The sequence below is a fragment of the Cypionkella sp. TWP1-2-1b2 genome (assembly GCF_049896245.1).
In the GTDB taxonomy this organism is placed as follows: domain Bacteria; phylum Pseudomonadota; class Alphaproteobacteria; order Rhodobacterales; family Rhodobacteraceae; genus Cypionkella.
Window position 1 is genome coordinate 169,004 of sequence record NZ_JAFCTX010000001.1, and the last position, 20,724, is coordinate 189,727.

The window sequence follows — 20,724 nt, forward strand, 5'->3', positions numbered from 1 at the left end:
CTCAGCCGCGAGCACGCCATGAACCAGCATCACAGCCTGACCCCCGCCGCCGAGTTGCACGCCAATGTCTCGGTGCCGTTCAATCAGGCGCACGCTATGCCGAAATCGCTCTACACCACTGACAGCTTCCTCGCCGCCGAGCAGAAACACATCTTCGCGCAAGACTGGCTCTGCGCTGGCCGCGCCGAAACCCTCGCCAATCCCGGCGACTATCTGACCATGCAGATCGCGGGCGAGCCGGTGATCGTGCTGCGCGATCGTGACGGCGTGATCCGCGCGATGTCGAACGTCTGCCGTCACCGCATGTCCACCCTGCTGCAAGGTCGCGGCACCACCCGCGCCATCGTCTGCCCCTATCACGCGTGGACCTATAACCTCGACGGCAGCCTGCGGGGCGCTGCGGCGATGACGCTGAACGAGGGCTTCTGCAAGGATCAGTTGTCGCTGCCACAAATTCGCTGCCAGATCTGGCAAGGCTGGATCATGGTCAGCCTTAACCCCGACGCGCCCGATCCCGAAATTGCCCTGCAAGGCGTGCGCGATCTGATCCCCAATCTCGATATGTCGACCTATACCGAGACCTATCAGGAAAGCTTCAACTGGGCGACGAACTGGAAAGTTCTGGCCGAGAATTTTATGGAATCCTACCACCTGCCGATGTGCCACGCGGGCACCATCGGCGGCGCGTCAAAGCTGGATGAGATGATCTGCCCGGGAGGCACCGAGGCGTTCAACTATCACTGGATTCTGAAAAACGATTCCGTCCCCCTCGCCCCAGCGCATCCCGCCAACACCACCCTGCATGGCGACGACCGCCGCAAGACCTGGCTACTGGCGATCTACCCCTCGCTGCTGATCACCCTGACGCCGGGTTATTTCTGGTATCTGTCGCTGACCCCCGACGGCCCCGGCCGCGTCAACGTGCTGTTCGGAATGGGGATGAGCGCCGATTGGCTGGCCGATCCGGATGCGGCCGGCCATCTCGCCAAGGTCAAAGCCCTGCTTGATGACGTGAACGCCGAAGACAAAGGCTGCACCGAGAAAGTCTATCGCGGCCTGCTCTCCGGCATGGGAACCCCCGGCCCGCTGTCACATCTGGAGCGGCCAAACTACGAGTTCGCGCAATACCTCGCCAGCCGCATCCCGGCCTGACGGGCAAACCACGCCCGTATGCACAGAAAAAGCACAGCGATAACACAGCAGGAAGCTTAAAATGACCATCACCCGCTACCGCAAATTCAACACCAAAGTCACCTACCCCGAGCAGAACCTCGACAACGACCTCTGCCACCTTGTCGCCACCCACGGCGGCACCACGCTGTATTTCCGCGGTGCCTGCCCGCAAGATCTGGACACCGCCGAGAACCTCGGCAGCCATGACCCCGCCGAGCAGACCCATAAAGTGATGAGCAATATCAAACAGATGATCGAAGAAGCCGGTGGCCGGATGGAGCATCTGGTCAAGCTGGTGGTCTTCCTTACCGATGTGCGCCACCGCGAACCCGTCTACCGCGTGATGGGCGAATATATCAAAGGCGTGCACCCGGTCTGCACCGGTCTGACCGTGGTGGCTTTGGCCCGCCCGGATTGGCTGGTCGAGATTGACGCCACGGCTGTGATCCCGGACTGATCGCAAGGCTTCCAATGTCAAAGGGGGTCCGGGGGGCGGAAGCCTCCCGGCGCTTGGCCAAAAGGACGACAAATGACCTTCTCCCTCATCGCCCGCTGCGCCAAAACTGGCCAATTCGGCATTGTGATTTCCTCCTCCTCCCCCGCCGTCGCCGCCCGTTGCGCGCATGTGCGGGCAGGCGTCGGCGCAGTTGCCAGCCAGAACATCACCGACCCGGCTTTGGGGCCGTTGTTGCTGGATGCTTTGGCAAAAGCTCAGCCCGCAGATCAAGCTTTGGCATCTCTCACCAAAGACCGTCAACATATTGACTATAGACAGCTTCTGGCCATCGACGCACAGGGGAAAACCGCAATCCACTCCGGCCGCCAAGTCCTCGGCATCTGGGGCGAAGCGCAGGGCGTGGACTGCGCCGCAGGCGGCAACCTACTCGCCAATCCGACCATCCCCACCGCCATGATCGCTGCGTTTGAGATCGCCAAAGGCCATCTCGGTAACCGCCTGATCGCTGCTTTGACCGCAGGTCTGGCGGCGGGGGGCGAGGCTGGCCCGGTGCATTCGGCGGGGATGAAAATCGCCGACAAACTTGACTGGCCCTTGGTCGATCTGCGCATCGACTGGTCAAATACCCCGATCCAAGCCCTTGAAGTCGCTTGGAAAATCTACCGCCCGCAAATGGCAGCTTACGTCCAACGCGCGAAAGATCCCACCCAAGCGGCGTCTTACGGTGTCCCCGGCGACGAATAGATTTGCCGCAGGAAGCACAGTATGCTTAGGCTGACCCTAATCCAAAGCCGGGAACAGCCCCAGATGCCGCTTCGCTTCACGCTTCGCCAGTTGGAATATCTTGTTGCCGTCGGCGACAGCGGTTCAATCGCGCTTGCGGCGGAAAAAGTTAATGTCTCCAGCCCCTCGATCTCGGCGGCGATCTCGCAGCTAGAGGCCGAATTTGGCTTGGCCCTGTTCGTACGCAAACATGCGCATGGCCTGTCCCTGACCCAAGGCGGCAAGCAATTCGTCGCCCAAGCCCGCCAAGTGCTGACCGAAGCCGGCAAACTGAACGAACTGGCGAACCAAATCACCGGAAAGGTGCGCGGCCCCCTCAGCGTCGGCTGCCTCGTCACCTTCGCGCAGATGGTGCTGCCGCAACTGCGCTACAGCTTTGTGCAACAATTCCCCGAGGTGGATTTCACTCAAGTCGAACTCAACCAAGTCGAAATCTTCGCCGCCCTGCGCAGCGCAAATCTCGATATCGCTCTCACCTATGATCTTGATATTCCCTCTGATCTCAGTTTCATCCCTCTGGTCACCCTGCCCCCCTACGCAGTGATACCGCCCCACCACCCGCTTGCGCAGCGCGAGCATGTCACCCCGCGCGATCTGGCAGAATATCCGATGATCCTGCTCGATCTGCCGCTGTCGTCCGACTATTTCCTGTCGCATTTCACCGCCAACAATCTGCGCCCCCATATCGTCGAGCGCACCCGCGATATGGGCGTCATGCAGTCGATGGTGGCCAATGGCTTTGGCTATTCCATCGCCAACATCCGGCCCCTGACCGATGCCGCCCCCGATGGCCGCCGCCTGCGCTATATCCCGCTGACAGGCCAGGTGCGGCCGATGAAACTTGGCCTTGCCTTGGCTGAAGGCGCCGGGATTTCGTTAACCGTGCAGGCCTTTATCGACCATGCCCGTGCCGAGATCACGCTGGATTTCACCCCCGGCCTGCATTTGAAAGTGCCGCGTAGCACCTAAGGCGCAGCCTAAGTCAGGCTTCGCCATCGCATACTTTATACTAGGACCGATCCAGCCAAAGTGCCGCCACCCCATCTGAGAGGCCGGAATATGCGCGACCCCCGCTATGACATTCTGTTTCAGCCGCACGCCATCGGCCCGCTGGTCGCCAAAAACCGCTTCTATCAGGTGCCGCATTGCAATGGCGCGGGCTACCGCGACCCCTCTGCCGCCGCCGCGATGCGCGGGATTAAGGCCGAAGGTGGCTGGGGTGTGATCTTCACCGAACAGACCGAAATGCACCATAGCTCTGAAATCACACCATTTATTGAACTGCGGCTGTGGGAAGATCAGGACATTCCGGCCATAGCCAAGATGGCAGCAGCGATGAAAACCCATGGCGGCCTTGCGGGAATTCAACTCGCCTATTCCGGCATCAACGGTCCGAATTTCTACAGCAAAGAGGTGCCGATGGCGGTGTCGCCCGGCCCGATCCGCACGTTTACCAACGATCCGGTGCAGGCGCGGGGTCTGGATAAAACCGACATCAAAAACCTGCGGCGTTGGTTCGTGAACGCGGCGAAACGCAGCCAGATCGCGGGCTTCGATCTGATCTGCCTCTACGGCGCGCATGGCTTTGGGATTTTTCAACATTTCCTATCCCGCGCCACCAATCAGCGCAGCGATGAATATGGCGGCAGCTTGGAAAACCGATCGCGCTTCGCCCGCGAAGTGTTGTCAGATATGCGCGATGCGGTGGGCGATACCATGGCTTTGACCATGCGGGTCAGCCTTGATGAACACATTGGAAAGCTTGGCTTTTCCAATGCTGAACTGCGCGATTTCATCGCGATGAACGGCGATCTGCCCGACCTTTGGGATCTGGCCCAAGGCACATGGGAGGATTGCTCGGGGCCAAGCCGCTTCAAGGAAGAAGCAGCACAAGAAACCCTCGTCAAAGGCATCCGCGAGTTGACCAATCGCCCCGTCGTCGGCGTCGGTCGCTTCACTAGCCCAGATGTGATGGCGAAAATGATCCGTCAAGGCACGCTCGATTTCATCGGCTGCGCGCGCCCTTCGATTGCCGATCCGTTCCTGCCGAAAAAGATTGAGGAAGGCCGGATTGAGGATATCCGTGAATGTATCGGCTGTAACATCTGCGTCACGGGCGACATGACGCAAAGCATTTCGCGTTGCACGCAGAACCCGACCTTCATGGAGGAATGGCGCAAGGACTGGCATCCAGAGCGGATGAACGCCAAAGGCAGCAGTGAAAACGTGCTGATTGTCGGCAGCGGGCCTGCGGGGTTAGAGGCTGCGAGGGCGCTTTCGTTGCGTGGCTATGATGTCGCTTTGGCCGAAGCCAGCACGGTCCTTGGCGGTCGTGTGGCGAAAGAACGACTGTTGCCGGGGCTTTCGGCTTGGGGCCGCGTGGCCGATTATCGCGCGTATCAGATCAGCCAGCGCTCGAATGTGCTGACTTATTTTGACAGTCGGCTGACGGCTGAAGACATCCTCGGCTTTGGCTTTCAGCACGTAGCGATCGCCACTGGGGCGCTTTGGCGGGCCGATGGTGTGGCCCGGATGCATGTGGAGCCGATCCCCAATGCGGGGATGGCAGTTTATACCCCGGATGATCTGATGGCTGGGCGTTTACCAAAGGGGCGCGTCATACTGTTTGACGATGATCACTATTATATGGGCGGCGTTTTGGCGGAACTTTTGGCACAGAACGGCTGTTCGGTGACACTGATCACGCCCTCGGCCTATGTCTCGGATTGGACGCTGAACACCCTCGAACAAGCTTCGATCCATCGGCGATTGGTGGCGGCAGGCGTCAAGATCGTGCTGAACACCGGGGTGATTGCGCTGAGTGATCAAGGCGTTACCACCGCCTGCGTCTACACCGGCATCGAAGGCCATATTGATGCGGAATCAGTGGTGATGGTCGCCAGCCGTATCGCCCAAGACCAGCTTTACCGCGATCTGCAAGCGCGCGAAGCCGATTGGAAAGACGCTGGCATCCTGTCGGTTAAGGTGATCGGCGATGCCTGCGCCCCCGGCCCGATTGCTTGGGCGACCTATGCCGGTCACCGCTATGCCCGCGATTTGGATATGCCCGATCTCGGTGACGCCCTGCCGTTCCGCCGCGAAGTCACGGCGTTGCAGGATTAGGCGGTCGCGCGTCTTCATATCCACCGCCGCCCCGGATCAAGTTCTGGGCGGCGAGGTCTCGGTGTTCCGGTCGTCTACAACAGGCTTCAGGATGCCAGCGGCTCTGCCAGAACCTGCGCCGCCACCGCACCCGACCGCAGCATATCCGCCAAGGTCAGCGATTCAATCAGCAGCAGGTAAGACCAGAAAATATCGGCAAACACTTTGCGGATGCGGCAGCTTTCTTCATCGACGCAATCCTCGCAACGCTGATATGCGCGACGGGACAGGCACGGCAAGGGTGCAATCGGCCCGTCAATCAGACGCAGCAGTTCGGAAATCGAAATCTCGGCGGGCGGTTTGATCAGCTGATAGCCGCCAGAGCGCCCACGGGTTGACGCAATGATGCCTGCGTTGCGCACTTCCAGCAGAATATGCTCCAGAAACCGCTTCGGCGTGCCAGAGCGCTTGGCGATCGCTTCGATCGTCAAGGCCTCGGGCGCGGGCATCGCTGCCGCATCCGCCAACACCAACAGCGCTTTCAACGCATATTTCATCTTTTGTGTAATCATCTCCAAGACCTAACTGGCGTGGAAAAAGGAATCAATCCGCGTGAGGCGGGATTGTAAAAAAACTTGACAGCAAGGCAGTTGTACGACGGTTTTGCGGGGGATTGCCGCCTGAGCCCGCCGCAGGCCAACAATCGCCGATGGATCAGCAGCCCTGAAACCCCAGAAATCACTGCGAAAACCGCCCATATTCATCCCCCGAATCAATCACGATATATTTGATAGACTAATAATGCTTTCGCGACTCACAAAAGCTTGATAATGTGGTGAGACGATCCATCCAAAGCTGCACAGGATGTTCAAATGACTCAGACCATGTCTCAGCGCCCGTCGCGGCGCGCCACGTATCTTGCTCTGATTGTGTTTGGTTTGGCCTATATCGGCGTGATGGTGATCATTTTCGCCCCCGAAGGCAGCCTTTCTAGCCGCAACCCGCTGATGTCGACAGAGCAGACCGAATAACGTGATCCATCACGAAAGGCAGGCCAGCGCGGCCTGCCTTTTGCGTTCAGGGCCCGCTTGCCGCCCTGCCTGAAACGACGCCCCGCTTGAAACTCCGCCGCCGCGATGTCACTCTGCCTCAAAAATGGGGGCGAGCATGGCACAGGCGCGGGTGGGATTTATCGGTTTGGGCCTGATGGGTCAGGGGATGGCTGCGAATATCGTGGCCAAGGGCTATCCGCTGATGGTTTATGCGCATCGCAACCGTGCCCCGGTCGAGGATTTGGTTGCGCGCGGGGCTGTTGAGGCCGGGTCGCTGACCGATCTGGCCCGTGGGTCTGATGTGATTTTCCTGTGCCTGTCGGGATCGCCGCAGGTCACAGAGGTGGTTTCGGCGCTGAAACCGGGACTTACCGCTGGGGCGGTGATTGTGGATTGTTCAACCTCTGACCCGGTGGTGACCGAGCGTTTGGCGCGGGAATTGGCCGCCGTTGGGGTTGATTTTGCCGACGCCCCGCTGTCGCGTACACCGAAAGAGGCTTGGGCGGGGACGCTTGATTGTATGGTGGGTGCCACGCCCGAAGTCTTCGCCCGCGTTCAGCCGATCATCGCCACTTGGGCGGGTAAGATCGTGCATATCGGCGGGGTCGGCGACGGGCATCGGATGAAGCTGCTGAACAATTTCATCTCGCTCGGCTATGCCGCGATCTATGCCGAGGCGATTGCGCTGTCGGAAAAGGTTGGCATCCCGATTGCCAAGTTTGACAGCGTTATTCGCGGCGGTCGGATGGATTGCGGGTTTTACCAAACCTTCATGGCCTGCGCATTAGAGGGCAACCGCGAGGCGCATCGCTTTACCATCAGCAATGCCTACAAAGACCTGCGGTATCTCGAGTCGATGGCGAATGATGCGAAAGTGGTCACCAGCATGTCGTCGGCTGCGAAGAACGCCTTCGCTTACGCGATGGCAAATGGCGGCGATGGGGCGGAAGATTATGTGCCGCATCTGGCGGATTTCACTGCCAAACTGAATGGTGGGTCTTAAGGTCTGACGCCAGAGGTTTGGGATGCGTTGGCGTGGGATTTCCTTCCCCGCTGGGAATGACTTGTGTATTTCAACAGATTTTGCGGCCTTTTCCACAACATGTTGTGGATGACTGAGGCTGACGCGCGTAAACTACTGCGCAGCCAGCTCGCGCGGGGCGGTCAAAATCCGCTCGGTCACCGCAGACAAGGCCAAGGCTGCCGCGCCATGCGCCCATAAAAGATCACCCCAAGCGTGGATTTCAATCGGCGGGCGGGGGCGACCGGTGTTGATCACCAGATTGTCCATCTCGGCCAAGGTTTCCGCCGCATAAAGGTAGTCGAATTTCAGCCGCTCGCCGGATAGAATGATCAGTGCGGGGTCGAACAGGTTGACCACATTTGCCAGCCCCACCGCCAGATAGCGCCCCGCGCGGCGGAAAATGCTGCGGGCGGTGGCGTCGCCTGACTGTGCGTGTTCATAAAGGCTTTCCAGCAGCACTGAGATTGACTGACCTTCACGGTGGCCCCAATTCAGCGCCGTGGTGGCCTCGCGCGCCAAAGCATAGTCGGCGACATAAGCCTCCAGACAGCCGCGCTGGCCGCAGCGGCACAAGGCGCCGTCGAGTTGCACCTTGGTATGGCCCAATTCCATCCCCAAGCGCTGCGATCCGCGGTAAATCCGGTGGTTCATCACAAAGCCCATGCCGACGCCGTGCTCAAACGTCACCACCGCGAAATCGGCAAGGCTGCGGCCAGCGCCGAACCACAATTCGGCCAAAGCCACCAGATTGGCGTCATTGTCGATGCTGACGGGCAGGCCCAGCCGGGCTTGCGCCGCCTCGGCCAAAGGCACCGCGCGTTCGGTCAGGGTCGAGGACCACAACACCACCCCTTCGGCCTGATCGACAAAGCCCGGCAGGCCGATGCCAACCCCGGCAAGACCCGCGCGCGCGACCCCGGCCTTCTGGCAGACCCGATCCAGCAAAGCCTCCATCGCGTTCAGCATGTCCGGCAACGGCATCGGGCCCGGTCCGCGCGGCACCACCTCGTTCGCCAGCAAATTGCCCGCGAAATCCACCACCACCGCCGAATGTTCGCGGTCGGACATCTTCATCCCCGCCACCAGATGCGCCCCGGCCCGCACCCCCAAAGCCACCGCAGGCCGCCCGCGCCCCAGTTCAGGATCACGCGGCGCGCTGACCTCCTCAATCAGCCCGGCCTCGATCAATTCCGACGTGATTGTGGTCACCGACGCGGGCGAGACGCCGAGATCCTTCGCCACCTGCACCCGCGCGATCAGCCCCGATGCCCGCACCCGTTCAAACACCTGCTGGCGCAAAGGCCGCATTGATTCGGACAATGGCGGTATCAGCGGGCCACAGCCCCTGCTCGCCATATCCGGCTCTGCTTCGCCGCCAAAACCCACCATTTATTTTATCTCCGAACAAAAACAACGCGAAATTGTTCTTATGTGATCTATTATTGCTGCAATGCAGCGAAGATTTGCAAGATATTCCAGCAGTTCTGTTGTTGCCCATCAGTTTTATTTTGACAACTGAATTTATTCACGGCAATTTTCCGACAGTTCTAGCGAATCTGCGGAACAGGTCATACGCTGGCCGAATCCATAGGGAGGATAAAAATGCGTAAGGTCATTATGCTTGCGGTCATCGCCGCGGCAGGTTTCTCGTCGGCTGCTTTGGCAGAAGGCAAAAAAATTGGCGTGTCTTGGGCGCAGTTCCAGGAAGAGCGTTGGAAGATCGACGAAGCCGCAATGAAGGCCGCGATCGAAGCCGCTGGCGATGAATATATCTCGGCTGACGCGCAATCGTCGTCGGAAAAACAGCTGTCGGACGTTGACGCGCTGATCGCTCAGGGCGCCAATGTTCTGATTATCAACGCGTGGGACAAAGATGCGATTGGCCCAGCCATCGAGAAAGCCGTGGCCGAGGGTATTCCGGTTGTCGGCTACGACCGTCTGATCGAAGACGCGCGCGCCTTCTATCTGACCTTCGACAACGTCGGCGTTGGCAAGATCATCGCCGAAGAAGTGATGAAGGCGAAACCCGAGGGCAACTACGCCATCATCAAGGGCGACCCCGGTGATCCGAACGCGGACTTCCTGCGTTCCGGCATGGAGCAAGTCATTGGTGAGGCTGTGAAAGCCGGCACCATCAAGATCGTCGGTGAAGTCTATACCGATGGTTGGAAGCCGGAAAATGCTCAGAAGAACATGGAGCAGATCCTGACCGCCAACAACAACACTGTCGATGCCGTTCTGGCTGAAAACGACGGTATGGCGGGCGGCGCTTCGGCTGCGCTGGCGGCTCAGGGCCTTGTGGTTCCGCTCGGCGGCCAAGATGGCGATTTGGCAGCGATCAATCGCGTGGCACGTGGCACCCAGACCGTTTCGGTTTGGAAAGACTCGCGTCAACTTGGCAAAGCAGCAGGCGAGATTGCGGCACAACTGGCAGCAGGCACCGCGATTGACGCGATTGCTGGCGCTACCAAGTTCAGCGACGGCGAAAAAGGCGTTGAAATGAACGCAATTCTGCTGACGCCCACCGCGATCACCAAAGACACGCTGAACTTGGCAATCGACGGTGGCCACATCAGCAAAGCCGAGGCCTGCGAAGGTGCGATGGAAGGCGTTGCTGCCTGCCAATAATCGGCACAGCAGGCAGACCTGCGCAAAGCGGGTCTGCCAACGCAGTAACCAACGGTCCGGCGTCAGACATTGTGCTGACGTCGGGCTTTTCCCAAGACGCAAAGCCGCAGCCTGATCAAAGGCCAATTCGCACAGGGTCAAAGCCATATTTGGCAGCCCGCGTCGCCCCCCCCTCTCAAGCCGGACGAGGATATGACAGACACCCCCACCCACGCCCCTCAGGGCAGCGATGCCAAACTTGGCCCGATCGCGCGTTTTATCCGCGACACCGAACTTGACACAAGGATGCTTGGCATGGTCGGCGCGCTGCTGCTGATCTGGTCGGCGTTTCACTTTTATCCGATCATCGCGGGCCTGTTCAGCGGCAACGGCCTGAACATGGGCGCGGGCCTGTTCATCACCCCGCGCAACCTGTGGAACCTGTCGGTGCAAACCTCGATGACCGGGATCATGGCGACGGGGATGGTGCTGGTGATCATCACCCGCAACATTGATCTGTCGGTCGGATCGATTGTTGGCGTCACCGGCATGGTGATGGGCATCGTGCAGGTCAACATTCTGCCACCCATCGTGGGCCTTGGCAGCCCGGTGATCTGGATCATCACAGCGATCATCGGCATCATTCTGGGCGCAATGATCGGTGCGTTTCACGGCTGGCTGATCGCCTATCGCGCCATCCCGTCGTTCATCGTCACCTTGGGCGGTATGCTGGTCTGGCGCGGTGCTGCCTTTCTGACCGCAGACGGCAAAACCATCGCTCCGATGGACACCACCTTCGCTTTGCTGGGCGGCGGCCCGACCGGGTCGGTGGGGGCAACGGGCAGTTGGATCGTGGGCCTGCTTGGCTGCATCGGCGTGCTGTGGATCATGCAATCTGGCCGCAAATCCCGCAGCAAACACGGCTTTCCGCAGCGCCCAATGTGGGCCGAAGCGGTTTTGGCGCTGCTCGGCTGCGGCGTGCTGATTGGCGCTGTTCTGGTGGTTAACGCCTATACTTGGCCGAAGGGCATCGTCGATGCCTATGTCAAAGCCAACCCCGAGGTGATCGTCCCCGAAGGCGGTCTGCAAATCTCGACCGGCTTTGCGATCCCGGTGCTGATCCTGATCGTCGTCGGCATCCTGATGACCATCCTGATGACCCGCACCCGCTTTGGCCGCTACGTTTTCGCGATCGGCGGCAACCCCGAGGCCGCAGCTTTGTCCGGCATCAACACCAAATGGATGACGCTGAAAATATTCGCGCTGATGGGCCTGCTTTCGGGTCTTGCCGCTGTCGTCGCCTCTGCCCGCCTGAATGCCGCGACCAACGCCTTGGGAACGCTGGATGAATTGTACGTCATCGCCTCGGCGGTCGTCGGCGGCACCTCGCTTGCGGGCGGTGTCGGCACCATCTACGGCGCGATCATCGGCGCTTTGGTGATGCAATCCCTGCAAACCGGCATGGTGCTGATCGGCTATGGCGATGGATCGTACCGGATGATCGCCGTTGGCGTGGCGCTGGTTCTGGCCGTCTATCTTGACAATCTTTACCGCAAGAAAACCAAGTGAGGGCTGACACCATGGCAAACACAGGCACTCCTCTGGTCGAGATGCGTGACATTTCTATCGCGTTCGGCGGCATCAAGGCGGTTGATCATGTCTCGATTGATCTGCATCCCGGTGAAGTCGTTGGCCTTCTGGGCCACAATGGCGCGGGCAAATCCACGCTGATCAAATGCCTTTCCGGCGCGTACAAAGCCGACGCGGGCGAGATTTACATCAATGGCGCGAAGGTGGACATCAACAACCCCCGCGACGCGCGTGAGTATAATATCGAGACGATTTACCAGACCCTCGCCCTCGCCGACAACCTCAACGCTGCCTCGAACCTATTCTTAGGCCGCGAAATCGTTGGCGCAGGCGGCTTCTTGGACGATTCAGCGATGGAGGCCGAAACCCGCAAGATCATGGCCCGGCTGAACCCGAACTTCCGCAAGTTCAACGTGCCAGTCTCCGCGCTTTCGGGTGGTCAGCGCCAATCCGTCGCCATCGCCCGCGCAGTGTATTTCAACGCCAAAATCCTGATCATGGACGAGCCGACCGCCGCTTTGGGTCCGCAAGAAACCCAGATGGTCGCCGAGCTGATCCAAGAGCTGAAAAAGCAGGGTCTTGGTATCTTCTTGATCGAGCACGACATTCATGCCGTGATGGATCTGTGCGACCGCGCCGTGGTGATGAAAAACGGCCATCGCGTCGGCACGGTGAACGTCAACGAAGTCACCGACGAAGACATCCTTGGCATGATTATCATGGGTAAAAAACCGCCGCAAGCTGTGTAAAACATCGGGCGCGAGGGCAACCTCGCGCCCTTTTTCGATCACGCCCCCTCACCATCCGCGATCAGGAGACCCCATGCAGCGCCGTCATTTCCTCGCCCTGACCGGGGCCGCTTTCGCCCTTCCGGCTTTGCCTTTGCACGCGGCCACCTCCGCCAGCGATACCCTGCTGACATGGTACAAACTGGTGCTGGAGCTGGTGCGCCACACCGCCACCTACACCCCCCCGGTCGCCGCCCGCGCCTTTGGCTATCTGGGCGTGGCGGCTTATGAATCCCTCGCCTCGGCCACAGGGGCCGCCAGTCTTGCAGGCCAGATCAACGGTCTCACCGCCCTGCCTCCGCGCCCGGAAGGCCACTGCGACGAAGCCCTGATCCTGCATGCCGTGATGTCCGAGGCCGCCCAGACCTTCTTCGGCAACACCGGCCCCACCGGCCAACGCGCCATGGCCGCGATGCGCGACAAGCTGGGCGCGAAACTGACCGAAGGCGTCGCCGGAGATGTGGCCGCCCGTTCCGCCGCCTATGGCCTTACCGTCGCACAACATATTGAGGAATATAGTAAATCAGACGGCGGCCATGATGTGAAAAACATGGGCTTCCCGATGGAGTGGACCCTGCAAAAAGGCCCGGAATTCTGGACACCGACCAGCCTGATCGTCCAGCAACAAGCCCCCCTGCTGCCCAACTGGGGCAAAAACCGCCCCTTCGCGATGCCCGTAGGTGCCCCCTGCACCGCAGGCGATCCGCCCGCCTATTCCGAAGACCCCACTTCGGTATTCTACAAGCAGGCGATGGAGGTCTATGACACCTCGAAAACCCTGACTGACGATCAAAAAGCCATCGCCCGTTTCTGGTCGGATGACCCGATGCTGTCGCCCACCCCGCCCGGCCATTGGATTTCGATCACCCTGCAAATCCTGCACCGCGACAGTCCCGATGCACTCCACGCAGCCGACGCTTTGGCCCGTGTCGGCATGGCGGTGAACGACGCTTTCATCGCCTGTTGGGGCGACAAAATTCACTACAACCGCCTGCGCCCGGTCACCTATATCAAGCGGGTGATTGATAAAACCTGGGAGCCTTTGCTGATCACTCCACCCTTCGCCGAATATCCCTCGGGCCATTCCACCCAATCGGCGGCGGCGGCTGTCGTGCTGACAGCGGTGTTTGGCGAGGGCTTTGCTTTCGATGACGCCACCCATGCCGATGACGGCATCAAACCACGGCATTTCGCCGATTTCAAAACCGCCGCCGCCGAAGCCGCGATGTCGCGCCTTTACGGCGGCATCCACTTCCGCGCCGCAAACGAGAACGGCCTGCGCCAAGGTGCCGAGGTCGGCAGTTTCATCAACGCTTTGAAAACATTGGCCTGATCCATGAAAATTGCAAGCTTCGCCTTCGCTATGCTCCCCCTCGCCGCTTACGCCGAAACCACTGCACCGCCGCCCCCCGCGCCGTTGGTGCCCAGCTTCAGCGAACAAACCGCGATCTCTGGCGTCAATCAGATCTACGCCGGCGACTGGGAATATATGGTCGGCGGCGGCGTCTCGACCTTCGATTGCAACGCCGACGCCCGCCCCGATCTGATCATCGCAGGTGGCAGCAACCCGGCGAAATTGTTCGTCAACCAAAGCGAAAAGGGCGGCGATTTCAGCTTCATCGAGACCCCAAGTGGCTTAGAACGCACGGGAGTCCTCGGGGCCTACCCGATCGACATCGACAGCGACACCATCCCCGATATCGTCCTGTTGCGCCAAGGCGAAAACGAGGTGATGCGGGGCCTCGGCAACTGCAAATTCCAGCGCGCCAATGAAGACTGGGGCTTTGACGGCGGCAACGCCTGGTCCGCCGCCTTCGCCGCCACTTGGGAAAAAGGCCAAGGCTGGCCAACCTTGGCTGTCGGCAACTACATCGACGTCAGCCAAGACATGTTCCCCTGGGGAAGCTGCACCGACAACTGGCTGCACCGCCCCGATGGGGCAAAATTCGCCCCGCCGGTCCCGCTCAAACCCAGCTTCTGCGCTTTGTCGATGCTGTTCTCCGACTGGAACCGATCCGGCACGCCAAGCCTGCGCATCGCCAACGACCGCGAATATTACAAAGGCGGGCAAGAACAACTCTGGCACATCGACCCCGGCCAGGACCCCGCGCTTTATACCGACAAAGAAGGCTGGAAACGCCTGCGCATCTGGGGCATGGGGCTGGCCAGTTACGATCTGAATTTTGATGGCTACCCGGAGTATTTCATCACCTCGATGGCTGATAACAAGCTGCAAACATTGGCAGAAGTTCCAACCGAAGGTGCGCCGAAAGCTGGCTTCAAAGACGTGGCCTATCCCAAACACGCCATAGCACAACGCCCTTACACGGGTGATGATCTGAACCCCTCCACCGGCTGGCACGCGCAGTTTGAAGACGTGAACAATGACGGTCTGGCGGACCTGTTCATCGCCAAAGGCAACGTTGATGCGATGCCGGATTTCGCGCTAAAAGACCCCAACAACCTGCTGCTGCAACGCACAGACGGCACGTTTGAAGAATCCGGCGACCGCGCCGGTGTCGCCGATACCGGTCTGTCACGCGGGGCTGCCCTCGCCGATCTGAACGCCGATGGCCTGATGGATCTGGTCGTCGTCAACCGCCGCGAGCCTGCGCAAATCTGGCGTAACACCACCAAATCCCTCAACCATTGGCTTGATCTAAGCCTCGCCCAAACCGCCCCAAACACCGACGCCATCGGCGCATGGGTCGAGGTGAAGATGCCCGACCACATCCAACGCCGCGAGATCACCATCGGCGGCGGTCAGGCGGGCGGAAATCTTGGCCCGAGCCATTTCGGTCTGGGCGATCTGGCACAGGCCGAGGTGCGGGTGATCTGGCCGGATGGCACGGAAGGCGCATGGGAAATGGTTAAGGCCGATGCGTCTTACCGCCTGCAAAAACCCTAATCGGCCACGAAAAACGCGAACGTCATCTCATGATGATAGACCCCTCCGGCCTTCACCACGGCCGAGGGGTAGTCGGGATGGTTCGGACTGTCCGGCCAAACTTGCGTCTCCAGCGTGAAACCGGCCCGCGCGCCATAAGCAGCACCGGCTTTCCCCGGCAGCCCTTCCGGCAGATACGATCCGGTGTATAACTGCACCCCCGGCTGATTGGTAAACAACCGCAAACCCCGTCCCGAGGCTGGATCAACCGCCACCACCGCAGGCCCCACCCCACCGTTGAGACAAAGGTTGTGATCAATGCCACCCACAGGCACATCCACGCCAATCGCCCGCAACACCCTGAAATCAAACGGCGTTCCCGCCACATCCGCAGGTGCTCCCAGTGGCAACAGCGCGGCATCAACCGGCAGATACCGATCCGCATCAATCTGCAAAAGCTGCGCATCCGCAGCCCCGCTGCCCTGCCCCGCCATGTTGAAATAGGCGTGGTTGACCAGATTAACCACGGTGTCCGCAGCAGCTGTCGCCGTCATCACAATCTGCAACCGCCCCGGCGCGGTAAAATCGTACCGCACCTCAACGTCCAAAGCGCCCGGAAACCCCATCTCGCCATCGGGCGAGTGCAGCCCAAACGTCACACCCCGCGCATCTGCCCGCAGCACCTGCCACAGCCGCTTGTCAAACCCCAGCGCACCGCCGTGCAAATGGTTAATGCCCTCGTTGCAGTCGAGCTGCACCACACCGCCCAGCCATTCAAACCGCCCGCCCGCAATCCGGTTGGCGTAGCGCCCGCAGGTCGCACCAAAATACGTCCCCGGATGATCGAGATAGCCCTGCACATCATCATGCCCCAGCACGATATCAGCCAAAACCCCAGCCCGACCCGGAGCCCACAACTGCATCAGCCTTGCCCCATAAGCGCTTAAAACCGCTGAACAATCCGCCCCATCGCTGATCTTGAAAACCTGCGTATCCATGCCTTATGCCCCCAAAATCCAAACCCGGTCCACCGCCAGAATATCCGCCATAGCGCGCCCCGCCGCATCGGCCTCGCCATGCCCCACCGCATCGGCCAAAGCCTGATACATCGACGCCTTGGCAGCCGCGAAATCCGCCACCCCCGCCCGCAGCTGCGGTGCAATCGCCTGCACCACGCCGAATTCAACCAAAGCCGAGGCCGCGCGCAGAAACGGATTCTGGCTCGCCTCACACAGAATCCGGTGAAATTCAAACTCCGCCAGCGCGAACGGCTCGGCCAAAGCCGCCGTCATGCTGCGCTGGTTCAGCCAATACAAAAGCATCCGCACCTGTTCCGCAGACCGCCTCTGCGCCGCCAGTTGTGCCGTCTGCATCTCAAGCATCTCGCGCAACTCGACATAGGATTGCAGAAAAACCAAGCCCGGCCCCGCCTCTTGAATCCAGCCAAGCACTTGACGATCATAAAGATTCCACCGACTGCGCGGCAGCACCCGCGTGCCGACTTTCGCCCGCGCCTCGACCAGCCCCTTGGCCTCCAGCGTCTTCAAAGCCTCGCGCAAAACCGTGCGCGACACGTTATAGGTGTCCATCATCTCGGCATCATTCGGCAGGATCGAGCCCACCGCAAGCCGCCCCGAAGCAATGCCGATGCCGACCTCACTGATCACATAGGAATGGAAATTGCGCGCCACCTGCCGCCCGGACAGCGCGCGGACAAGGCTGCCGGGTTCGCTCATGCTAGGTTTTCCAAAACACTTTCCTGCGCGGAGATGCCGCCGAGAACACCAGCCTTTGCAACAAAATGAACAGGAAAAGCAAGCCGCCGATGACGATTTTGGTCCACCAACTTGAGAGTGAGCCATCAAACACGATGTAGGTCTGCACCAGCCCCTGCAGCATCACGCCGATAAAGGTGCCTGCGATGAAGCCGTAGCCCCCGGTCAGCAGGGTGCCGCCAATCACCACTGCCGCGATGGCGTCCAACTCGACCCCCAAAGCTGACAGCGAATAGCCCGCCGAAGTGTAAAGTGAGAACACAATGCCCGCGAGGCCCGCCAAAGTGGCCGACAAGGTGTAGATTAAAATCGTGGTGCGCGCCACCGGAACGCCCATCAATCCTGCCGAAACCTCCGAGCCTCCGAGCGCGTAGACATAGCTGCCAAACCGCGTGCGATGCGCCAAGATGATGCCGAACACGAACACCAGCAGCATGATCATCCCGATCACCGTTAGCCGCCCGCCACCCGGCAGCAGGATGTAACTTTTTGAGATCGTTGTATAAAGCGCATGCTTGATGCCAATGCTATCGGGGGAAAGCACGGATGCGCCACCGCGCGCCAGAAACATCCCCGCCAGCGTGACGATGAACGACGGCACCTTCAGATAGTGAATCGCCGCCCCCATCACCGCGCCAAACGCCGCCGCCACCGTCAGCGAAATCGCAAAAGCCAGCAGCGGATGCAGGCCAAGCCACATGATCAAAACCGCGTTCAACACCGTGGTAAAGCCGATCACCGCCCCCACCGACAGATCAATGCCGCCCGAGATGATCACAAAGCTCATCCCCACCGCAGCAATCCCCAGAAAGGCATTATCCGTCAGAAAATTGCCCAGCACCCGCGTCGACAGCATCGCTGGAAACTGGATAACAGCAGCCAGATAGGCCAGCGCAAAGATCGCCGTCGTCGCCACCAAAGGCCGTAAAGCGCGGTTCATTGGGTTTTCCCTTCCGACATGCGCTTGCGCAGCCATTGGCTGGTGATCGGCGCTTGCAACACCAAAATCAGAATGATCACGCCGGATTTCACCACCAGATTGAACTCTGGCGAGAAGCCCGAGATCAAAATCCCGGTGTTCATCGCCTGAATGATCAAGGCACCAACCACCGACATCGGGATCGAAAAACGCCCGCCCAGCAACGAGGTGCCACCAATCACCACGGCGAGGATCGCATCAAGCTCCAACCACAACCCGGCATTATTGGCATCGGCACCGCGAATATCCCCCGCCACGATCAACCCCGAAGTCGCCGCACAAAACCCGGCGAACGTATAGACCACCACCAGCAGCAAGCCACTGGAAATGCCCGCAAATCTGGCAGCCGAGCGGTTCACCCCCACCGCTTCGATCAACAGCCCCAACGCGGTTTTGCGCACGATCAACGTCGCCCCAATCGCCAATACGGCGGCAATCACAATCGGCATCGGCATCCCAAACAGCGACCCCGTGCCAATGAAAATCAGCACCGGATCGGAGAACGTCACGATAGAGCCTTCCGTCACCAGTTGCGCCAAACCCCGCCCCGCCACCATCAAAACCAGCGTCGCGATGATTGGCTGAATCTCCAGATAGGTCACCAAAATCCCGTTCCACAGCCCGCAGAGCAGCCCCACCAACAGCGCCGCGCCGACCGCCGCCACAGCCGAGTATCCCCCCGTTACCAGCACCGCCGCCACCGCCCCGGCAATCGCCATCACCGCGCCCACAGACAGATCAACGCCCTTGGTCGCGATCACCGCCGTCATGCCAATCGCCAAAATCGCCACCGGAGCACCCCGGTTCAGCACGTCAATCACGCTGCCAAACAGCCGGCCATCCTGCAAGGTGATGTCGAAAAATCCCGGAAACAGCAGCCAGTTGATCAACAATACCGCCGCCAAAGCCACAAATTGCGGCCGCAGCAGCGCCCCCCGCCAGTCCATCCGCCTCATGCCCGCCCCTCCGCCGCAGTCTTAGCGTTCGGATTATCCGCAATCGCCGCCACGATCACCGAGGGTGCTATATCCGCGCCGCTCAACTCCGCCACCATCTCACGATCCCGCATCACCACGATGCGGTTGGAATAGGCCACCACCTCGTCCAACTCCGAGGAAATCACCAGCAGCGCTAGCCCCTCCTCGCGCAACCGATTGATCGTGCGCACAATTTCCGCATGGGCCCCCACGTCGATCCCGCGCGTCGGCTCGTCCAAAATCAGGAAACTCGGATCAATCGCCAGCCAGCGCGCCAAGATAACCTTCTGCTGATTGCCCCCCGACAACAGCTTCACCGGCATATCGTGGCTTGCCGCGCGAATATCCAACGCTTCGGCATAGTTACCGGCAATCTCGATCTGCTCATCGCGGTTCAGCGCGCGGAACCAGCCCAATTTGGCCTGCAATGCGATGATGATATTCTCGCGCACCGACAAATCGCCAAAAATCCCATCCAGCTTACGGTCCTCCGGGCAAAACCCGAACCCAGCCGCCACCGCTTGCGCCGGGTTGCGGATGCTGACCACACGACCGCCCACCGAAATCTCACCGCCATCCGCCGCATCGACGCCAAACATCAGCCGTGCCATTTCGGTGCGGCCAGAGCCCAACAGCCCCGCCACCCCCACAACCTCGCCCTCATGCAGTGCCAGAGTGAACGGAGCCACTTTTCCTTGCCGTCCCAAGGACTTAAACTCCACCCGCACCGGGCCTTGCACGGCTTCCGCGACACCGACGCCGCCGTGATCAAAGGCCAGATCCTTGCCCAGCATCATCCGCACCACATCGGTTGCGGTCACTTCAGACAGCACTTTGGTGCCGATCAGACGGCCATTGCGCAGGATCGTCACCCGGTCGGCGATCTCAAACACCTGATCGAGAAAATGCGTGATGAAGATAATGCCAAGGCCACGGGCTTTCAGTCGGGCAACCACCTCAAACATTTTCGCCACTTCATTGCGATCAAGGCTGGCGGTCGGTTCGTCCAGCACCAGAACCTTGCCGGAAAGTTCCACCGCCCGCGCGATGGCCACGATCTGCTGCACGGCAACGGAATAGCTGCCGAGTTCCGCCTTCACGTCGATTTCCAGCCCATAACCCGCCAGCAAATCCCGCGCCCGCGCCTCAATCACCTTGCGCTGCACGATGCCAAACCGCGTCGGCTGATGGCCAAGAAAAAGATTTTCAGCCACCGAGCGGTTCGGCAGCAGGTTCACCTCTTGGTAAACCGTGCCGATGCCATGGCGCTGCGCATCCAACGGGTCCGAGAACCGCACAGGCGCGCCTTCCAGCAAAACCTCACCACCGTCCGGCTGATAGGCCCCGGTCAATATCTTAATAAGCGTGGATTTTCCGGCACCATTCTCCCCCAGCAAAGCGTGAACCTCACCGGGGCGCACTGCAAAATCAACGCCGTCCAATGCCCGATGTTGGCCGAAAATCTTCACTATGCCGCGCGCTTGCACGACTGGCTCTATGCCATCGACCATAGACCTGCTCCCCAAAACC

General features: G+C 60.1%; 19 protein-coding genes. 12 read left to right on the forward strand and 7 right to left on the reverse strand.

Annotated elements, in window-relative coordinates; all coding sequences use genetic code 11:
- Positions 1–18: 18 nt before the first annotated feature.
- The 5 genes from ACP7AP_RS00895 to ACP7AP_RS00915 all read left to right on the forward strand — a co-directional run bounded on the left by ACP7AP_RS00895 (position 19) and on the right by ACP7AP_RS00915 (position 5,536).
- Positions 19–1,152: an aromatic ring-hydroxylating oxygenase subunit alpha gene (locus tag ACP7AP_RS00895; protein WP_426031275.1), complete on the forward strand. Its 1,134-nt coding sequence runs from the start codon at positions 19–21 to the stop codon at positions 1,150–1,152.
- A gap of 61 nt (positions 1,153–1,213) precedes the next feature.
- Positions 1,214–1,630, forward strand: coding sequence for a RidA family protein (locus ACP7AP_RS00900; protein ID WP_426031277.1), 417 nt, complete (start codon positions 1,214–1,216; stop codon positions 1,628–1,630).
- Between the two features lie 72 nt (positions 1,631–1,702).
- On the forward strand, positions 1,703–2,374 hold the full coding sequence (locus ACP7AP_RS00905) for a DUF1028 domain-containing protein (protein WP_426031279.1): 672 nt from the start codon (positions 1,703–1,705) through the stop codon (positions 2,372–2,374).
- A gap of 63 nt (positions 2,375–2,437) precedes the next feature.
- Positions 2,438–3,382, forward strand: a complete 945-nt coding sequence (locus ACP7AP_RS00910; protein WP_426031281.1) for a LysR substrate-binding domain-containing protein — start codon at positions 2,438–2,440, stop codon at positions 3,380–3,382.
- A gap of 90 nt (positions 3,383–3,472) precedes the next feature.
- Positions 3,473–5,536 carry an FAD-dependent oxidoreductase gene (locus tag ACP7AP_RS00915; protein WP_426031283.1) on the forward strand — a complete coding sequence of 688 codons (2,064 nt, stop codon included), beginning with the start codon at positions 3,473–3,475 and terminating at the stop codon, positions 5,534–5,536.
- Between the two features lie 86 nt (positions 5,537–5,622).
- On the opposite strand, the gene ACP7AP_RS00920 is transcribed toward ACP7AP_RS00915, so the two are convergent.
- Positions 5,623–6,087, reverse strand: coding sequence for an RrF2 family transcriptional regulator (locus ACP7AP_RS00920; protein WP_426031285.1), 465 nt, complete (start codon positions 6,085–6,087; stop codon positions 5,623–5,625).
- A 300-nt stretch (positions 6,088–6,387) separates the two neighbouring features.
- On the opposite strand from ACP7AP_RS00920, the gene ACP7AP_RS00925 reads away from it, so the two are divergent.
- Together ACP7AP_RS00925 and ACP7AP_RS00930 are read left to right on the forward strand one after the other, a co-directional pair.
- The gene (locus ACP7AP_RS00925; protein WP_426031287.1) at positions 6,388–6,546 is read left to right on the forward strand and encodes a hypothetical protein; all 159 of its coding nucleotides are present in this window, start codon (positions 6,388–6,390) and stop codon (positions 6,544–6,546) included.
- Between the two features lie 124 nt (positions 6,547–6,670).
- Positions 6,671–7,570 carry an NAD(P)-dependent oxidoreductase gene (locus ACP7AP_RS00930; protein ID WP_426031289.1) on the forward strand — a complete coding sequence of 300 codons (900 nt, stop codon included), beginning with the start codon at positions 6,671–6,673 and terminating at the stop codon, positions 7,568–7,570.
- Positions 7,571–7,702: 132 nt separating this feature from the next.
- Here ACP7AP_RS00930 and ACP7AP_RS00935 read toward each other — a convergent pair whose 3' ends face one another.
- Positions 7,703–8,980 (reverse strand): ROK family protein, encoded by a 1,278-nt coding sequence (locus ACP7AP_RS00935; protein WP_426031291.1) that lies wholly within the window; start codon positions 8,978–8,980, stop codon positions 7,703–7,705.
- A gap of 213 nt (positions 8,981–9,193) precedes the next feature.
- Here ACP7AP_RS00935 and ACP7AP_RS00940 point away from each other — a divergent pair, with 213 nt between their 5' ends.
- The 5 genes from ACP7AP_RS00940 to ACP7AP_RS00960 all read left to right on the forward strand — a co-directional run bounded on the left by ACP7AP_RS00940 (position 9,194) and on the right by ACP7AP_RS00960 (position 15,484).
- The gene (locus ACP7AP_RS00940) at positions 9,194–10,219 is read left to right on the forward strand and encodes a substrate-binding domain-containing protein (RefSeq protein ID WP_426031293.1); all 1,026 of its coding nucleotides are present in this window, start codon (positions 9,194–9,196) and stop codon (positions 10,217–10,219) included.
- 192 nt (positions 10,220–10,411) lie between these two features.
- Positions 10,412–11,767, forward strand: a complete 1,356-nt coding sequence (locus tag ACP7AP_RS00945) for a sugar ABC transporter permease (RefSeq protein ID WP_426031295.1) — start codon at positions 10,412–10,414, stop codon at positions 11,765–11,767.
- Between the two features lie 11 nt (positions 11,768–11,778).
- On the forward strand, positions 11,779–12,537 hold the full coding sequence (locus ACP7AP_RS00950) for an ATP-binding cassette domain-containing protein (RefSeq protein ID WP_054008715.1): 759 nt from the start codon (positions 11,779–11,781) through the stop codon (positions 12,535–12,537).
- A 73-nt stretch (positions 12,538–12,610) separates the two neighbouring features.
- Positions 12,611–13,909, forward strand: coding sequence for a vanadium-dependent haloperoxidase (locus ACP7AP_RS00955; RefSeq protein ID WP_426031298.1), 1,299 nt, complete (start codon positions 12,611–12,613; stop codon positions 13,907–13,909).
- 3 nt (positions 13,910–13,912) lie between these two features.
- Complete coding sequence (locus tag ACP7AP_RS00960) at positions 13,913–15,484, forward strand: CRTAC1 family protein (protein ID WP_426031300.1); 1,572 nt, start codon at positions 13,913–13,915, stop codon at positions 15,482–15,484.
- Here the strand turns inward: ACP7AP_RS00960 and ACP7AP_RS00965 are convergent.
- The 5 genes from ACP7AP_RS00965 to ACP7AP_RS00985 are packed head-to-tail and all read right to left on the reverse strand — an operon-like array spanning position 15,481 to position 20,705.
- Positions 15,481–16,461, reverse strand: coding sequence for an aldose epimerase family protein (locus ACP7AP_RS00965; RefSeq protein WP_426031302.1), 981 nt, complete (start codon positions 16,459–16,461; stop codon positions 15,481–15,483). The genes ACP7AP_RS00960 and ACP7AP_RS00965 overlap by 4 nt on opposite strands.
- 3 nt (positions 16,462–16,464) lie before the next feature.
- Positions 16,465–17,199, reverse strand: a complete 735-nt coding sequence (locus tag ACP7AP_RS00970) for a FadR/GntR family transcriptional regulator (protein ID WP_426031304.1) — start codon at positions 17,197–17,199, stop codon at positions 16,465–16,467.
- 1 nt (position 17,200) lies between these two features.
- A complete protein-coding gene (gene yjfF / locus ACP7AP_RS00975) occupies positions 17,201–18,178 on the reverse strand; it encodes a galactofuranose ABC transporter, permease protein YjfF (RefSeq protein ID WP_426031306.1) in 978 nt (325 codons plus the stop codon).
- Positions 18,175–19,173 carry an ABC transporter permease gene (locus ACP7AP_RS00980; protein WP_426031308.1) on the reverse strand — a complete coding sequence of 333 codons (999 nt, stop codon included), beginning with the start codon at positions 19,171–19,173 and terminating at the stop codon, positions 18,175–18,177. Before ACP7AP_RS00980 ends, yjfF begins: the two co-directional genes overlap by 4 nt.
- On the reverse strand, positions 19,170–20,705 hold the full coding sequence (locus ACP7AP_RS00985) for a sugar ABC transporter ATP-binding protein (protein ID WP_426031310.1): 1,536 nt from the start codon (positions 20,703–20,705) through the stop codon (positions 19,170–19,172). Before ACP7AP_RS00985 ends, ACP7AP_RS00980 begins: the two co-directional genes overlap by 4 nt.
- Between the last annotated feature and the right edge of the window lie 19 nt (positions 20,706–20,724).

What these genes read in the sequence shown, in the direction of transcription:
- ACP7AP_RS00895 (WP_426031275.1), top strand. Translation starts at nt 19, where the DNA reads ATGAACCAGCATCACAGCCTGACCCCCGCCGCCGAGTTGCACGCCAAT.
- ACP7AP_RS00900 (WP_426031277.1), top strand. Translation starts at nt 1,214, where the DNA reads ATGACCATCACCCGCTACCGCAAATTCAACACCAAAGTCACCTACCCC.
- ACP7AP_RS00905 (WP_426031279.1), top strand. Translation starts at nt 1,703, where the DNA reads ATGACCTTCTCCCTCATCGCCCGCTGCGCCAAAACTGGCCAATTCGGC.
- ACP7AP_RS00910 (WP_426031281.1), top strand. Translation starts at nt 2,438, where the DNA reads ATGCCGCTTCGCTTCACGCTTCGCCAGTTGGAATATCTTGTTGCCGTC.
- ACP7AP_RS00915 (WP_426031283.1), top strand. Translation starts at nt 3,473, where the DNA reads ATGCGCGACCCCCGCTATGACATTCTGTTTCAGCCGCACGCCATCGGC.
- ACP7AP_RS00920 (WP_426031285.1), bottom strand. Translation starts at nt 6,087, where the DNA reads ATGATTACACAAAAGATGAAATATGCGTTGAAAGCGCTGTTGGTGTTG.
- ACP7AP_RS00925 (WP_426031287.1), top strand. Translation starts at nt 6,388, where the DNA reads ATGACTCAGACCATGTCTCAGCGCCCGTCGCGGCGCGCCACGTATCTT.
- ACP7AP_RS00930 (WP_426031289.1), top strand. Translation starts at nt 6,671, where the DNA reads ATGGGGGCGAGCATGGCACAGGCGCGGGTGGGATTTATCGGTTTGGGC.
- ACP7AP_RS00935 (WP_426031291.1), bottom strand. Translation starts at nt 8,980, where the DNA reads ATGGTGGGTTTTGGCGGCGAAGCAGAGCCGGATATGGCGAGCAGGGGC.
- ACP7AP_RS00940 (WP_426031293.1), top strand. Translation starts at nt 9,194, where the DNA reads ATGCGTAAGGTCATTATGCTTGCGGTCATCGCCGCGGCAGGTTTCTCG.
- ACP7AP_RS00945 (WP_426031295.1), top strand. Translation starts at nt 10,412, where the DNA reads ATGACAGACACCCCCACCCACGCCCCTCAGGGCAGCGATGCCAAACTT.
- ACP7AP_RS00950 (WP_054008715.1), top strand. Translation starts at nt 11,779, where the DNA reads ATGGCAAACACAGGCACTCCTCTGGTCGAGATGCGTGACATTTCTATC.
- ACP7AP_RS00955 (WP_426031298.1), top strand. Translation starts at nt 12,611, where the DNA reads ATGCAGCGCCGTCATTTCCTCGCCCTGACCGGGGCCGCTTTCGCCCTT.
- ACP7AP_RS00960 (WP_426031300.1), top strand. Translation starts at nt 13,913, where the DNA reads ATGAAAATTGCAAGCTTCGCCTTCGCTATGCTCCCCCTCGCCGCTTAC.
- ACP7AP_RS00965 (WP_426031302.1), bottom strand. Translation starts at nt 16,461, where the DNA reads ATGGATACGCAGGTTTTCAAGATCAGCGATGGGGCGGATTGTTCAGCG.
- ACP7AP_RS00970 (WP_426031304.1), bottom strand. Translation starts at nt 17,199, where the DNA reads ATGAGCGAACCCGGCAGCCTTGTCCGCGCGCTGTCCGGGCGGCAGGTG.
- yjfF (WP_426031306.1), bottom strand. Translation starts at nt 18,178, where the DNA reads ATGAACCGCGCTTTACGGCCTTTGGTGGCGACGACGGCGATCTTTGCG.
- ACP7AP_RS00980 (WP_426031308.1), bottom strand. Translation starts at nt 19,173, where the DNA reads ATGAGGCGGATGGACTGGCGGGGGGCGCTGCTGCGGCCGCAATTTGTG.
- ACP7AP_RS00985 (WP_426031310.1), bottom strand. Translation starts at nt 20,705, where the DNA reads ATGGTCGATGGCATAGAGCCAGTCGTGCAAGCGCGCGGCATAGTGAAG.